This is a genomic window from Gemmatimonadota bacterium, assembly GCA_040388625.1.
In the GTDB taxonomy this organism is placed as follows: domain Bacteria; phylum Gemmatimonadota; class Gemmatimonadetes; order Gemmatimonadales; family Gemmatimonadaceae; genus Fen-1247.
In genome coordinates this window covers 454,359-468,460 of sequence record JAZKBK010000004.1, presented here as the reverse complement: position 1 = coordinate 468,460, position 14,102 = coordinate 454,359, and the positions used below count along the sequence as shown (strand labels likewise).

General features: G+C 61.7%; 13 protein-coding genes. 10 read left to right on the top strand and 3 right to left on the bottom strand.

Annotated elements, in window-relative coordinates; translation table 11 throughout:
• Positions 1-17: 17 nt before the first annotated feature.
• Complete coding sequence (gene rpsL / locus V4529_10745) at positions 18-425, top strand: 30S ribosomal protein S12 (GenBank protein ID MES2358802.1); 408 nt, start codon at positions 18-20, stop codon at positions 423-425.
• On the top strand, positions 426-896 hold the full coding sequence (rpsG, locus tag V4529_10740; GenBank protein MES2358801.1) for a 30S ribosomal protein S7: 471 nt from the start codon (positions 426-428) through the stop codon (positions 894-896). It abuts the gene before it with no gap.
• A gap of 74 nt (positions 897-970) precedes the next feature.
• Here the strand turns inward: rpsG and V4529_10735 are convergent, their stop codons facing one another.
• The gene (locus V4529_10735) at positions 971-3,937 is read right to left on the bottom strand and encodes a BTAD domain-containing putative transcriptional regulator (GenBank protein ID MES2358800.1); all 2,967 of its coding nucleotides are present in this window, start codon (positions 3,935-3,937) and stop codon (positions 971-973) included.
• Between the two features lie 189 nt (positions 3,938-4,126).
• On the opposite strand from V4529_10735, the gene V4529_10730 reads away from it, so the two are divergent.
• The 4 genes from V4529_10730 to V4529_10715 all read left to right on the top strand — a co-directional run bounded on the left by V4529_10730 (position 4,127) and on the right by V4529_10715 (position 8,442).
• Entirely contained in the window at positions 4,127-4,957 is an 831-nt protein-coding gene (locus V4529_10730) for a hypothetical protein (protein ID MES2358799.1), read from the top strand.
• A gap of 112 nt (positions 4,958-5,069) precedes the next feature.
• Positions 5,070-6,182, top strand: a complete 1,113-nt coding sequence (locus V4529_10725) for an alkaline phosphatase family protein (GenBank protein MES2358798.1) — start codon at positions 5,070-5,072, stop codon at positions 6,180-6,182.
• A gap of 80 nt (positions 6,183-6,262) precedes the next feature.
• The gene (locus V4529_10720; protein MES2358797.1) at positions 6,263-7,075 is read left to right on the top strand and encodes a hypothetical protein; all 813 of its coding nucleotides are present in this window, start codon (positions 6,263-6,265) and stop codon (positions 7,073-7,075) included.
• A gap of 11 nt (positions 7,076-7,086) precedes the next feature.
• Positions 7,087-8,442 (top strand): hypothetical protein, encoded by a 1,356-nt coding sequence (locus V4529_10715; GenBank protein ID MES2358796.1) that lies wholly within the window; start codon positions 7,087-7,089, stop codon positions 8,440-8,442.
• A gap of 92 nt (positions 8,443-8,534) precedes the next feature.
• On the opposite strand, the gene V4529_10710 is transcribed toward V4529_10715, so the two are convergent.
• Positions 8,535-8,993, bottom strand: a complete 459-nt coding sequence (locus V4529_10710; GenBank protein MES2358795.1) for a hypothetical protein — start codon at positions 8,991-8,993, stop codon at positions 8,535-8,537.
• 192 nt (positions 8,994-9,185) lie between these two features.
• Between V4529_10710 and V4529_10705 the strand changes: the two genes are divergently transcribed.
• A complete protein-coding gene (locus V4529_10705) occupies positions 9,186-9,437 on the top strand; it encodes a hypothetical protein (protein MES2358794.1) in 252 nt (83 codons plus the stop codon).
• A gap of 36 nt (positions 9,438-9,473) precedes the next feature.
• Here V4529_10705 and V4529_10700 read toward each other — a convergent pair whose 3' ends face one another.
• Positions 9,474-10,010 carry a hypothetical protein gene (locus V4529_10700; protein ID MES2358793.1) on the bottom strand — a complete coding sequence of 179 codons (537 nt, stop codon included), beginning with the start codon at positions 10,008-10,010 and terminating at the stop codon, positions 9,474-9,476.
• 309 nt (positions 10,011-10,319) lie between these two features.
• On the opposite strand from V4529_10700, the gene fusA reads away from it, so the two are divergent.
• From fusA to rpsJ, 3 genes are all read left to right on the top strand, one after another.
• Positions 10,320-12,440, top strand: coding sequence for an elongation factor G (gene fusA, locus V4529_10695; GenBank protein ID MES2358792.1), 2,121 nt, complete (start codon positions 10,320-10,322; stop codon positions 12,438-12,440).
• Between the two features lie 146 nt (positions 12,441-12,586).
• Entirely contained in the window at positions 12,587-13,780 is a 1,194-nt protein-coding gene (tuf, locus tag V4529_10690; protein MES2358791.1) for an elongation factor Tu, read from the top strand.
• Between the two features lie 12 nt (positions 13,781-13,792).
• Positions 13,793-14,101 carry a 30S ribosomal protein S10 gene (rpsJ, locus tag V4529_10685; protein ID MES2358790.1) on the top strand — a complete coding sequence of 103 codons (309 nt, stop codon included), beginning with the start codon at positions 13,793-13,795 and terminating at the stop codon, positions 14,099-14,101.
• Position 14,102: the final 1 nt, after the last annotated feature.

Below are 14,102 nucleotides of genomic sequence, written 5' to 3'. Positions count from 1 at the left end.
TTGTCGATCCATGGTAAATGCCGACAATCAATCAGCTGGTACGCCAGAGCCGCAGCGATGTGGCCAAGAAAGAAAAGGCGCCAGCGCTCAAGTCCAATCCCCAGAAGCGTGGCGTGTGCACTCGCGTGTACACAACCACCCCCAAGAAGCCTAACTCCGCCCTCCGGAAGGTTGCGCGCGTTCGTCTCACCAACGGCTTCGAAGTCACCGCATACATCCCGGGCGAGGGTCACAACCTGCAGGAGCACTCGATCGTGCTCATTCGCGGTGGTCGTGTGAAGGACCTGCCTGGCGTTCGTTACCACATCGTTCGCGGCACTCTCGACGCCTCCGGCGTGAATGGCCGCAATCGCAGCCGCTCGAAGTACGGGACCAAGAAGCCGAAGGCCGGCGGAAAGGCCGCACCGACCAAGGGGAAGAAGTAAATGAGCCGTCGCAAAAAGTCAGTCAAGCGCACCATCCTTCCGGATTCGCGCTATGACAGCCAGACCGTGGCGAAGTTCATCAACGTCATGATGTATCAGGGCAAGAAGAGCACGGCCGAGCGCATCTTCAACGACGCGATGGACAGCGTCGAGGCGAAGACCGCTCAGCCCGGGGTCACGGTCTTCAAGCAGGCGATCGCCAACCTCAAGCCGATGGTCGAAGTGAAGAGCCGTCGCGTCGGCGGCGCCACGTACCAGGTTCCAGTCGAAGTCCGCCCCGAGCGCCGTACGGCACTCGCGATGCGCTGGTTGATCCTCTACTCACGCGGCCGCAACGAGAAGTCCATGGCCGACAAGCTCGCAGCCGAAGTCATCGCGGCAAGCAAGGGCGAGGGCAACGCCGTGAAGAAGAAGGAAGACACCCACAGAATGGCGGAAGCCAACAAGGCGTTCGCGCACTATCGCTGGTAGCAGTCGCAGACGTCTGCAAACAAGAATCCCGCCTCGTCATCTGCACGAGGCGGGATTCTTGTTTGTCATCCACGTTAGCGCCTCGCAGTGAGCACGCGCACACGCTGTGCGATTGCCGCCACTCGCGGACGGAACTCTGGATCCGCGTTACGCCACGCGGCGAGCACGCGCCGGTAGTGGCTGACCGCGCTGTCGGGCTCGCTTGCGCGATCGAACGCTTGGCCCAGCATCGCTTCGAGATCGGTCTGCGTTAGATAGTAATTCGATGCTTCGAGCGATCCGTGCAGCGGTGCCTGTAACACCGCGATCGCATCGCGCGGCCGTCCCTCCGCGATGAGTACCTTGCCCAGCTCCAGATTCACGCGATTGTATCCGTCGATGGGTGAAACCATCGCGTCACGAAACTCGCGCTCGGCAGCGACGTTGTTTCCGCGCGCTTCGAGGAGAAGTCCACGGACGTAGTGGTGCAGTACACGGTCACGGAAGAACGCGCTCTGTCTGGCCCACAGTGCTACGCTATCGGCGAGCGAGGCTAGTCGCGTGGTGTCGTGTGCCGCAGCGAGCGCCGTGGCAACGTGCGTCGTCATCCAGATTCGGTGACGCGCGAGGAGGCCGGGTGCTTCCCTGGTGAACCCGCGCGAGAACTGCCACTCGTAATTGGAGATCGAGTCGAACTGCGCTGCAGCAAGCTCGAAGTGTCCCATCTCGAAATTCACCTGCGCGATCGCGAGGGCATCCAGAGAGCGAGGCGTGCTGAAACCCGGCGGCTCGTCCGCGCTGGCTCTCACCATCTGCTCTGCAATGGCAAGTGCTTCGTGCAGACGTCCCTGATGCCGAAGGCTGATGATGAGCCACCACAGTGCGTCACTTCGCCGTGCCGCGTTGGCATCCTGTGCCTGTGCACTCAACAGCTGATCCGCAGCGGCGAACCGACCTGCGCCGATTGCGATCGTCGCGCGCGTTATGACGTCTCCAGCGGGATCGGATGACAGGCGCTCCGCGGTGTGCTCGGCGGCGAGCGCGCTGTCGTAACGATTCTCGCGTGCGAGCATGGACGCGAGGTACCACCACGGTTCCTGCGTGTGCGGCTGCATGCGGGTCCAGTCTCGCGTCACTCGCTCGGTCGCGTCCATCGAGTCCGCGCCAATGTAGGATGCGATCGCGAGCTCCAGCGCGTCGCACGCACGACACCACGGACTCCGTCCAGCCAGACTGAGAGAGTCCATGTGGATCACGCGCTGGAGATGCGGAATGGCGCCGAGGAAGTCGCCGCTCCATCCGAGTGCGCGGCCGAGCGCCAGTTCGCCGTCCGGATCACCAGGGTAGCCCGCCACCAGCGACTCGGCGATTGCGAGCTGTGCTGGATCGTTGGTGGCGTATGCCCAGGTCTGCCGAATAATCAGTCGCTCACGATCTGGAGCGTGGCTGGCAAGACGAAGCGCTAGTGCAAGATCGCGTCGCGCGGCGAGTCCATCGGTCTGTTCCTCGCCGACACCGGCGTAATACGCCGCCATCGCAAATGTTGAATCCTCGTCCAGCGCCGCGTGAAACAACCTGACAGCAGCCGGCACGTCGCGACTGTAGAACGTGCGCAGTCCCTCTTCATAGAGACGCTGTGCCGTCAGTGACGTCGTTGTCACACCGGTCAGCGGCCTGGTCGGTGCGCGAAGTCCGAAATCGATTGCAATCTGCGCAGTCGCACGATCCGCAAGATCCACAACGGTAGTTGCGTGCAAGGTCCGCATTCCGTGAGTTGTGCCGGTCGCAAGATCGACGCGGCGAACGTCGAGGCGGATCGTGCTGTCCGTGGCGCGCGACAGCACCGCCTCTATGAGCTGCGTTGCACCAGCGCGTCGTGCAGCGTCGGCGATAGCCGATGGCGTCTCGTCATGCGCACCGAGCTGACCAAGCACATCATACAGCCTGGCGCGGCTCACAACTCCGAGGCGCGGGACGCGCGCGAGATCGGTCGCCAGCAATTCCGCAAACGTTCGCGTGATCGCACCGGTATCGGCGCCGCTGGGATCCTGAATCCATCCCACCGCCACTATCGGTGGCGTATCCGCGCGCCGGAAGTATCGCGTAGCCAGGACGGCGACTGCGACGAGTATGAGAAACGGGAGCACGAGGTATGCGCGGTCACGAGCGAACGTGCGTCGCGTGCCGGTTGATGCGAATGAATCATGCGCTGCCGTAGTTGGTGCCACCGAGGCCAGTGCGGTTCTGTGCGACAGCTCGGGTGGCTGCATCCTGTCAGCATCGTCACGCGTGTCCTGGTTCTTTTTCGCCGACGTCCACGCGACCGCATGCGATGGTTCTGTGCGGCTCCGCACCGCTTCGATCAGCGCACGGGTCTCCGCCGATGGCTCAGCAGCGAACTCGGTCGCAAGTGATGCTGCGAAGTCTGCATACGCCCGCAGTGCACCCGCCCGGTCACCCTGGCTATCCAGCAGCCGGATGAGACGTTGCAGCGACCGCTCGTCGTCCGGATCGAGTCGGCTCGCGTATCGGCCCCAGTGGGCAGCCTCGCTCGAACCGCCGCGACTCGCAGCCTCGTCAGCCAGCGTCCACGCGGCGTTGGTTGCGATGTTCCGTAGCTCATCCCGTGTCGAATAGAGCCAGTGCTCGAAAGCCGGCGATGGCTCGTCCACGAAGAATCCAGCGAGAAAGTCGCCATGATAAAGCGCCAGGGCGTCTTCGAGCCTGCCCCGCTGGTAGAGATCCAGGAAGGCGGAAACGTCACAGCGGAATACCGACGGGTCGACGCCGATCTCGTCGGCTCCGCGGTTGGCGACCACCGGTTCGCCCAGCGAGTGACGCAGAAAATAAAGCGACTGTCGCAGTGCCTGGCGAGCCTGTGGCTGGCTGAGTTCCGGCCAGAACAGTCCGAACAGCCGGTCGCGGCGCTGAAAGCCACGCGGCGATTCGACGGCGAGATAGCACAGAAGTGCCAGCCGCTTGGGTTGGGTAAGCACCGATCGCAGCTCACCGCCCTCAGATCCACGCAACGCGAGCGCGCCCAACGTATCAAGGCGAATCATTGTCAGCCTTAGGCGAGGCCTTACCGCAGCCTGAATATGCTATTCGCCCTCGTAACTCGGCAAGTGACGGTCTCGTGACGGCCCCGTCACGGACGACCATTTTCATGTCGCAATTCAATAACCGCCGCGCTGGCGTCACCTTCCCGAGCGGATTCAGACGGCCTGCGGACAAGTTCCATGGAGGCAAGAGTGAGCAACGGATTTCGAAGACTGGGCGTGGTCATGAGCCTGACGCTGGCCGTGACTTCGCTCGCGGCGAGCTCGGCGGGCGCCCAGGAGTTCTCCGCCGACGTCGTCAGCACACCGGCGAATGGCACGAACACGTCCCGAGTCTACGTCGGCAAGACAAAGATGCGGATCCAGACGCTCCAGAACGGCCAACCGGAGGGAAGTGTGATCTGGGACGCCGGCCAGAAATCGACCGTGATAGTGATGGACAAGAACCGCTCGTACATCGGCGGCAGCAACTCCCCGATAGTGAACGCGGTGTTGAACGGTTCGGGGGCGCCCACGCTCGTGCGCCTGTTCGCGCCCGCCACCAGCGATCCGTGCAGCGCCTGGAACCAAGCGGTCCTTCGCTTTCAGGACAGCACGCACAAGGCGCCACACTTCACCTGTCAGAGCGCGGGCTCCGACGTCGTGAACGGCCGTCCGGCTCACAAGTGGGCGGTCACGACCACCGATGCGAACGGCACCACCCAGTCAGGCTACGCATGGATAGACAATAAGCTTCATGTCGTAAGCAGGTCGCAGGACAAGAACAGCGAGATGGACCTCCAGAATGTTCAGGAAGGGCCCCAGCCGGACGCTGTATTCCAGATTCCCGCGGGCTACCACCAGCTCGACGAGAGCGCGCTGCTAATGCAGCTGAAAGGCGGCAGCACGGCGATTGCCGACATGTTCGGGGCGGCTGCAAAGGACGTCGGCAACAATGCGGCGAGCTCCACAGCTGACGCGGCCAAGCAGAAGGCAAACGACGCGGTTAAGAAGACGATCAAGAGCGTGTTTCACTTTCCGTGAGATCGGGACTGTTCCGCTTCCGTACCGTTACGGAGCGGAGCAGCGCTGGCGGGACCGTTTTCGTAGTTTATGGATGGAGGCAGGCCATCCATAACGCCGATCCCGATTCGCCATGCTCAGTCGTCTGATTCGCAATGCTGTCACCGGTGGTACGTGCGCGTTGTCGGTCCTCATGCCGGCGCCACGCACGTATCACCCGCCGCCGATCAAGCACGTATTCATCATCGTCCTCGAAAACCAGTCTTTCGAAACCACGTTCGGCGCGGACACCCAGATCCCGTACCTGGCCGACAGCATGACGAAGGCAGGGGCATTCCTCCGTCAGTACTACGGAACCGGCCACCTGAGTCTCGATAACTACATAACGATGATTTCAGGGCTCGCGCCGAATCCGGCGACACAGGCCGACTGCGGCCGCTACGTGGAATTCGTCGAGACCGGAATGGCACCCGGCGGCCAACCTATCGGACTCGGCTGCGTCTATCCCGCGCACGTTCAGACGATCGCGAATCAGCTGTCCGCACGACACCTGAAGTGGAAAGCGTACATGGAAGACATGGGCAATGACACGACGCGTGAAGCGCGCGCCTGCGGACACGCCGTAATCGGACAACGCGACCCGACGGAGCGTGCCACGCCGACCGATCAGTATGCGGCGAAGCACAATCCGTTCGTGTATTTCCATTCGATCATCGATGACACTGTGTCCTGTCAGCGCAACGTCGTTCCGCTTACCGCGCTCGGCGCAGATTTGAGCTCGGCACGGCGGACGCCGAGCTACAGCTTCATCTCACCCAGTCTCTGTCACGACGGACACGATCGCCCGTGCAAGAGCGGTGAGCCGGGCGGATTGGTCTCGGCCAATGAATTTCTGAGCCACTGGGTACCGATCATTACGCACTCACCGGCATTTCGCGACGGCGGATTGCTCATCGTGACGTTCGACGAGGCGGCGAGCGCGGATGCGTCCGCGTGCTGCAACGAGCCGTCCGGGCCAAATACCAATCTTCCCGGCGCTCACGGCCCTGGCGGTGGTCGCATCGGCGCCGTGTTGATGTCGCCGTTCATCAAGCCGGGGACGGTATCAGATGTGCCGTACAACCATTATTCCATGCTTCGCAGTGTCGAGGACCTGTTCGGCCTGGAGCACCTCGGCTACGCCGGCGAAAAGGGCCTCGCGAGCTTTGGTCCGGACATCTACCGCAAGACCACGGCGGGCCGGTAATTGCCGTTAACAATCGATGGACCGCCAGGTCTCACAGAGTGTACCATTGATTCACATAAACCTCTCAACCGGAGACTGCGGTGAACGAAAAGCCACGACACGATTCACACGTGGCGGCCCGGGGAAGCAACTGGCTCGGTATCGCCCGCAGAATCCCCGTTTTCCGCGTCCTGGGTGCCGCGGCACTGGTCGCAGGAATCACGTCGACCGCAACGGCTCAGAGCTCGGGAAACGGCTTTCTGTTCGAACAACCCGCCGGTAGCCTGACGCTTAGCGGCGGCTACGCGCACGCCAATGCGGGCAGCGATATTTTCTCGTTCACCACAAACCAGTTATCGGTCAACAAGAGCGATTTCAGTGGGATGACCGTCGGTGCCGACCTCGCAATACGTGTCGCCCCGCGTTTCGACATCGTGCTCGGCACGTCGTATTCCGGCACATCCACTCCGTCGAGCTATCGCCATCTGGTCGACCAGAACAATCAGGAGATTACGCAGACTACCGACTTCCGCCGGGTTCCTGTGATGGTGAGCCTCAAGGCCTATCTCGCGGATCGTGGTCGATCCGTCGGACGGTTCGCGTGGGTGCCGTCGCGCTTTGCACCCTACGTCGGAGTTGGTGGTGGTGCGATGTGGTACAGATTCCGCCAGCACGGCGACTTCGTCGACGCCAACACCAGCAACGTCTTCACCAGCGATCTGAATTCATCCAACTGGGCGCCGGCAGCGCAGGGACTGGCCGGTCTTGATTTCACGCTCACGCCACACCTCGCGCTCACGGGTGAAGCGAAGTACATCTGGGCGCACGGCAAGTTGAGCGACAGCTTTTCGGGCTTCGACAATATCGACCTTTCCGGTCTGTCGACGACGATCGGCTTAACCTTCAGGTACTGACAGGAGCCGGCATGCGCAGTCACAAGTACGTTCTCAGGCACACTCGGTTGGCAACCGTCGTCGCTGCCGTAGCGCTCGTCGTTGGTGCTCCGTCCACGGGCTGGGCGCAACAGACGCAGCAAGTGTCGCAGACCGCGCAGCTCGATGCGCGGTGGCAGCCGTGGATCGGTTGCTGGCGTCCCGCAGCTCCTCCATCGGCCGATCCCATCTCTTACTCCACGACGCCGCGAAGCAGCGATGCTCCGCTCGTATGCGTCGTTCCGGCGAGCGGTGGAAACATGTCGTCGAGCGTCAACGTCGTAACCGTAAAGGACGGCAAGATCGTTTCGCGCGACACGATAGTTGCGACGGGTCACAACGTCGCACGCAGCAAGGATGGCTGCGACGGGACCGAGCGCGCCAAGTGGTCGGCGGATGGTCACCGCCTCTACGTCAGCTCGGACTTCACCTGCCCGGGCGGGTTGAAGCGCACGTCGTCGGGACTGTTCGCGATTTCGCCGCAGGGTCAGTGGGTCAATGTCCAGAGCGTGAACGCGAGCGGAAGTACCGCAGTGCGCACGTTGCGCTACAGCGATGCCGGAGCGCCGACCACTTTGCCGTCCGAGATATCGGATGCACTTGCGAATCAGACACTTGCCGTGAGCACAGCGCGCGCAGCCGCTGGTGAGACACTTTCCATCGCCGCCATCGTCGACGCGTCGCACAACGCTGATTCGTCCGCGGTTGCGGCATGGTTGATCGACCGCGGTCAGGGATTCAACGTCGACGCAAAGCAGCTCGTCGCGTTGTCGGATGCGGGCCTCCCTGGCAACGTCACGGACGCAATGGTGGCGCTGTCCTATCCCAAGGCGTTTGCGCTCAGCCGCCCCGAAAATGTGGAAGGAACCGTCACTGGTGAGAACGTCGCCGGCGCCGAGCTGGAGCGCGCCAAGGCTCCCAACGTCGCCGTAATAATGGCGCCTACTTATGCGCCGTTCAGTTATGCGCCGTTCGGCTTCAGCCCATACGACTATTACGGCTACGGTTATTCGCCGTACGGTTACTCCCCATACGGTTACTCGCCGTTTGGGTATTCACCCTATGGTGCCTACTACTCACCTTACAGCGGTTACGCGACTGGCTACGGTGGCTGGTACTATCCGCCGGTCATCATTCTGAAGGGTGGAACGGCCGGACCTCCTCAGCAGCGTGGATACGCCGTAAAGGGGAAGGGGTACACGCAGACCGCGCCGCGAAACGGATCTTCGACTGCCCAGCCGCGCCCGACGGTTTCGTCGCCGCCACCTTCGGCGACTGGACGTACGGAGAGCCCACCGCCGTCGCAGCCCGCGTCGTCGGGTGGTCGCACAGCCCATCAGCGACCGTAAGCGCTCGCTATTGGCCTGAATGGCAACAAAAAACCGCCCGGTGATCCACGCCGGGCGGTTTTTTTTCACGGATTCACGGCCGTGACGGCGGCCTACAGGTTTTTCAGGATTCGGTCCGCGACCGGCTCGCCGGCGCCCGACAGAATCGCCTGGAAGTGGATGAAGCACTCCACATCGAGCTCGGCTCCCGTCCGATCTGCTGCGATCCGGACAACGATTCCAAGCGGAAAGATGAGTGGCGGCGCGTCGTCGTCGGGGTCGGCCTGCCACGGTTCGCGCGGGATATCTGCAGCTGGAATGACGGCGCTCAGCTCTGCGCGGATCGTACCTCCGTCGATTTCCGTCGCCTGATAGTGCAACCGCCGTGGCTCGCTGAGCAGGCCCATGTCCGAGTCGCTATCCCAGTCGGGATCCGCGACCGCGCGCGTCAGCAACGCGTCGTCGAGATAGGTTCCCACGATCGCCACGCCCGGCGCCAGCTCGGGATCGTCCGGCAGTCGTTTTCTGGTCAGCTGCAGCGGATGATCGGTGACAAGAACTACTGTATCCATAAACTGAGTACGCTCGATCAGAAGGGAACGCTAGCGGCACGAGGCGAGTACACGACCGGGAGCAGCGGGACGAAGTTTCACGTGCCGTGAATTTGCGCTACGAAATTGTGTTACACGGGGTGGTTCGATCGTCTCTGTTACAATGGTAGTGACCGGATCGCGAGACAGCCTTCAGAAATATTCAATACCACGATGAGCGCGAACAATCAGCAGGGCAAGCAGTCACCTGAGCGCGAGATTGTAGATGAGACCGGGACCGCCTGGCGCGTTACCGAGATGCGAGTCTGGGACGCTAGCGGCAAGCCAGCGAACTCGCTCATTGCCGCACATGAGCGCGGGTTTCGCCGGCTATGGAATTTCCCCGAAAACTGGGCCGAGCTGGCCGATCTGCAGCTGGCGGAGCTGATCAGCAAGCCGGGCCGGAAAGCAGCTCGGCCGACCTGAATCAGCCGAGCCGGGCGAGCCGCACGTCAGCCATCGCTACTGGACGACGACCAGGGCGTTGAAGTTGCCCGAGATAGTTGCGGTTTGAGCCGTGCTATCCGATGGCTGCGCCGTCACGGAAAAGCTGCCGCTCACGTGGCCGCTCGAAACCGTACCCAGTGTAACGCTGCCGCCGACGCCGTCGAACACGGCTCCGGTGCTGTCCACGAAGGCCACGGCGACATCGAGATCGCCGGCCCCTACGGAATACGTACCAGCAGCCGGCAGGGCTGTCCCGACCCATTGGAAGCCCATCTGGGCGGTGGTCTTCTTGTCCTGAAGAATCAGAATCGCGCTCGGGGGTGGGGCAGTGGTATCCGAGCGGGCTGCCGGCAGGGAGAGGAGTCCGGCCTGGCCCGTCAGCGAGATCTGACTTCCGGTAGAGACTACGGCCGAGAACTGGCCGGTTGTGTCGGGGGCGGTGATGCCGGAATCGGCGCCGCAGGCGGTAAGGGTGGCGGCAAGCGACAGAGCGAGCGACAGGGCCAGCGCGGCGAAGCCGGCGCGGCCACCAAGGAGCGATGGGTTTTTCATCCCCCCGAAGTGTCGTCACAAGCGGGGGATTTCTGAGAGCGTGGCGGGCCTTGTGGGGCGCTCGGGACAGGCGTCTCTGCGCTCGGTGTTTTGGGTGATGCCGAGGCGTTGACTTGGGGGATAGTTGCGGTATAATTAAGGGCTACACCGAAAACCAATCGCCGGCCAACGCCGGCGCGCCTCGAGTCCCCAGCTGCGCATCAATGGCGGCTGCACCCGGCGGCGGCGGATGGATACCGGTCCCAGATGGGACGCCCGGTCCACCCGCGTTTTTGTTGCTCTCTGACGATTTGACTCGCTGATATAGACATGGCTCGCCACACCCCGCTCGAACATTATCGCAACATCGGCATCATGGCTCACATCGATGCTGGTAAGACGACCACGACCGAGCGCATCCTTTATTACACCGGTAAGTCGCACAAAATCGGTGAAGTCCATGAAGGCACTGCCACCATGGACTGGATGGAGCAGGAGCAGGAGCGTGGCATCACGATCACGTCTGCCGCGACTACCGCTTTCTGGCGCCGTCACGGGCAGAGCGATGAGCAGGGAACCGGTCCCGAATACCGCATCAACATCATCGATACCCCTGGGCACGTCGATTTCACGGTCGAAGTCGAGCGCTCGTTGCGCGTGCTCGACGGTGCAGTCACGCTCCTGGATTCGGTCGCTGGTGTCGAGCCACAGACGGAGACCGTGTGGCGCCAGGGCGATCGCTATGGTGTTCCGCGGCTGATCTTCGCCAACAAGATGGACCGTACGGGCGCTGATTTCGAGCGTTGCATGCGAATGATCCGCGATCGTCTCTCGAAAGAGTCGTATCCGATCCAGCTGCCTGTCGGTTCGGGTGATACGTTCACGGGCCACATCGACGTCATCGAGCGCAAGCAGTACATCTTCGACGACGAATCACTCGGCAAGAAGTTCGAGGTTGTCGACGTACCCGAGAAGTTCAGGGCTGCGGTCGAAGAAGCACGTCACGCTGTGATCGAGGCTGCAGTCTCGCATGACGAGCCGTTGCTCGAGAAATATCTCGGTGGCGCGGAGCTGAGCGACGAGGAGATTCGTCACGCGATCCGCGTTGCGACCATTGGCGGTCACATCGTTCCAGTGTTGTGCGGCGCCTCGTTCAAGAACAAGGGCGTTCAGGCGTTGCTCGATGCAGTCATCGATTACATGCCGTCCCCGCTCGACGTTCCGCCCGTCGAAGGTCATATCCCCGACCACAACGAGCTGGTCGAGACGCGCGAAGTTTCCGACGACGCACCGTTCGCAGGTCTCGCGTTCAAGATCGCGACCGATCCATTCGTCGGTAAGCTGACGTTCTTCCGTGTGTACTCGGGCGTGCTGCAGAGTGGCTCGTACGTGTACAACGCGACCAAGGGCAAGCGTGAGCGCATCGGCCGTCTGTTGCAGATGCACTCGAACAAGCGCGAGGAGATCGAGGAAGTGCATTGCGGCGACATCGCCGCTGCCATCGGACTTCGCGACACGCGGACCGGCGACACGCTGACGATGGAAGAGCAGCCGATCGTTCTGGAAGCGATGAAGTTTCCGGCTCCCGTCATCGACGTTGCAATCGAGCCGAAGACCAAGGCCGATCAGGACAAGCTCGCGATCGCGTTGCAGAAGCTTGCCGAAGAAGATCCGACGTTCCGCGTGCATTCCGATCCGGAAACGAATCAGACGATCATTTCCGGAATGGGAGAGCTGCACCTCGAGATCATCGTCGATCGCATGCAGCGTGAGTTCAAGGTCGATGCGAACATCGGCCGGCCGCAGGTTGCGTATCGCGAGACGATCAAGAAGCGCGTCGACAAGGTTGAAGGAAAGTTCATTCGTCAGTCTGGCGGCAAGGGGCAGTACGGACACGTTGTAATCAACGTGATGCCCGCCGAGCAGGGCCAGGGATTCGTGTTCGAGGACAAGATCGTCGGCGGCGTGATTCCGCGCGAGTTCATCAACCCGATCGAAGCTGGTATCAAGGAAGCGCTCGAGGGCGGTGTCATCGCCGGATATCCGATGGTGGACGTGAAGGTCGAGCTGGTATACGGTTCGTATCACGACGTCGATTCGAGCGAAATGGCGTTCAAGATCGCAGGCTCGATGGCGGTGAAGGACGGCGCACGCAAGGCGGGTGCGATCATTCTCGAGCCGATCATGAAGGTCGAAGTTGTTTCGCCGAACGATTACATGGGCGATGTGCTCGGTGATCTTTCGTCCCGTCGCGGTCGCATCGGCGGAATGAATCAGCGCGGTGAGGCGCAGGTGATCGATGCGCAGGTGCCACTAGCAGAGATGTTTGGATATTCAACCAAGCTTCGCTCGATGTCGCAGGGTCGCGCGGTTTATTCGATGGAGTTCAGTCATTACGAGGAAGTCCCGAAGGCCGCAGCGGAAGAGATCATGAGCAAGGCGAAGAAATAGCAGGGCAGGCACGGGGGCCTGCCCGTACGGGTCCCGTGGTTGTTTTGAAGTGTGTGTTTTTAGCGTGGATTTTGTAGGGGCAGGCCCCGTGCCTGCACGATTGACGAAACGTTTAAACGAACCGAATAAAGGGAATCAAGGACACCATGGCGAAGGCGAAATTTGAGCGGACGAAGCCGCACGTAAACGTTGGCACGATCGGTCACGTGGATCACGGCAAGACGACGCTGACGGCGGCGATCACGACGATTCAGGCAGCCAAGGGTCTGGCATCCAAGGTCGCCTTCGACCAGATCGACAAGGCACCGGAAGAGCGCGAGCGCGGCATTACGATCGCGACGGCTCACGTGGAGTACGAGTCGGACAAGCGGCACTATGCGCACGTGGACTGCCCGGGCCACGCCGACTACGTGAAGAACATGATCACCGGAGCGGCCCAGATGGATGGCGCCATCCTGGTGGTCTCTGCGGCCGACGGCCCGATGCCCCAGACGAGAGAGCACATCCTGCTCGCCCGTCAGGTGAACGTGCCCTACGTGGTCGTCTTCATGAACAAGGTGGACATGGTGGACGACCCGGAGTTGCTGGAGCTGGTCGAGCTCGAGGTTCGTGAGCTCCTCTCGCAGTACAACTTCCCGGGCGACGAGACGCCGATCATCAAGGGCTCGGCCTTGAAGGCACTGGAGTCGGGTGATCCGAATAGCGAGTACGGCAAGAAGATCGGCGAGCTGATGGACGTTCTGGATTCCTATATCCCGGAGCCCAAGCGTGACGTCGACAAGCCGTTCCTGATGCCTGTCGAGGACGTGTTCTCGATCACGGGTCGTGGCACGGTTGCGACGGGTCGTATCGAGCGCGGCAAGGTTAAGGTGGGCGAGGAAGTGGCGTTGGTGGGCTTCAACTCGGACAAGAAGACGGTAGTGACCGGAGTTGAGATGTTCCGGAAGCTTCTGGACGACGGTCAGGCCGGCGACAACGTGGGTCTGCTGCTCCGAGGCGTGGGCAAGGAAGACATCGAGCGCGGGATGGTGTTGTCCAAGCCGGGCTCGATCACGCCGCACACGAAGTTTCAGGCCGAGGTGTACGTGTTGACCAAGGAAGAGGGTGGCAGACATACGCCGTTCTTCAAGGGTTACCGTCCGCAGTTCTACTTCCGCACGACTGACGTGACGGGGAGTGTGGAGCTGCCCGAGGGTATGGAGATGGTGATGCCGGGCGACAACGTCCAGATGACGATCGAGCTGATAACGCCGATCGCGATGGACGAGGGGCTCAGGTTCGCCATCCGCGAGGGCGGCCGCACCGTCGGTGCCGGCGTCGTCGCTAAAATTCTGCAATAACAGGATCGTATAATGGCTGGCAAAATTCGCATTCGGCTCAAGGCTTTCGATCACGCGGTGATCGATCAGGCATCGGCTGACATCGTACGCACCGCCGAGAAGACCGGTGCGTCGGTTTCAGGACCGATTCCGCTTCCGACCAAGACGCAGCGCTGGACGGTTCTCCGTTCTCCGCACGTCGACAAGAAGTCGCGCGAGCAGTTCGAGCTGAAGACGCACAAGCGCCTCATCGATATTCTCGATTCGAAGGCGCAGACTGTTGACGCGCTTACGAAGCTGGATCTGCCGGCTGGTGTGGACGTCGAGATCAAGGTCGAGTAGA

Excerpts from the sequence above, each read along its gene's own strand:
- rpsL (MES2358802.1), top strand. The coding sequence starts at position 18 with ATGCCGACAATCAATCAGCTGGTACGCCAGAGCCGCAGCGATGTGGCC.
- rpsG (MES2358801.1), top strand. The coding sequence starts at position 426 with ATGAGCCGTCGCAAAAAGTCAGTCAAGCGCACCATCCTTCCGGATTCG.
- V4529_10735 (MES2358800.1), bottom strand. The coding sequence starts at position 3,937 with ATGATTCGCCTTGATACGTTGGGCGCGCTCGCGTTGCGTGGATCTGAG.
- V4529_10725 (MES2358798.1), top strand. The coding sequence starts at position 5,070 with ATGCTCAGTCGTCTGATTCGCAATGCTGTCACCGGTGGTACGTGCGCG.
- V4529_10715 (MES2358796.1), top strand. The coding sequence starts at position 7,087 with ATGCGCAGTCACAAGTACGTTCTCAGGCACACTCGGTTGGCAACCGTC.
- V4529_10710 (MES2358795.1), bottom strand. The coding sequence starts at position 8,993 with ATGGATACAGTAGTTCTTGTCACCGATCATCCGCTGCAGCTGACCAGA.
- V4529_10705 (MES2358794.1), top strand. The coding sequence starts at position 9,186 with ATGAGCGCGAACAATCAGCAGGGCAAGCAGTCACCTGAGCGCGAGATT.
- V4529_10700 (MES2358793.1), bottom strand. The coding sequence starts at position 10,010 with ATGAAAAACCCATCGCTCCTTGGTGGCCGCGCCGGCTTCGCCGCGCTG.
- fusA (MES2358792.1), top strand. The coding sequence starts at position 10,320 with ATGGCTCGCCACACCCCGCTCGAACATTATCGCAACATCGGCATCATG.
- tuf (MES2358791.1), top strand. The coding sequence starts at position 12,587 with ATGGCGAAGGCGAAATTTGAGCGGACGAAGCCGCACGTAAACGTTGGC.
- rpsJ (MES2358790.1), top strand. The coding sequence starts at position 13,793 with ATGGCTGGCAAAATTCGCATTCGGCTCAAGGCTTTCGATCACGCGGTG.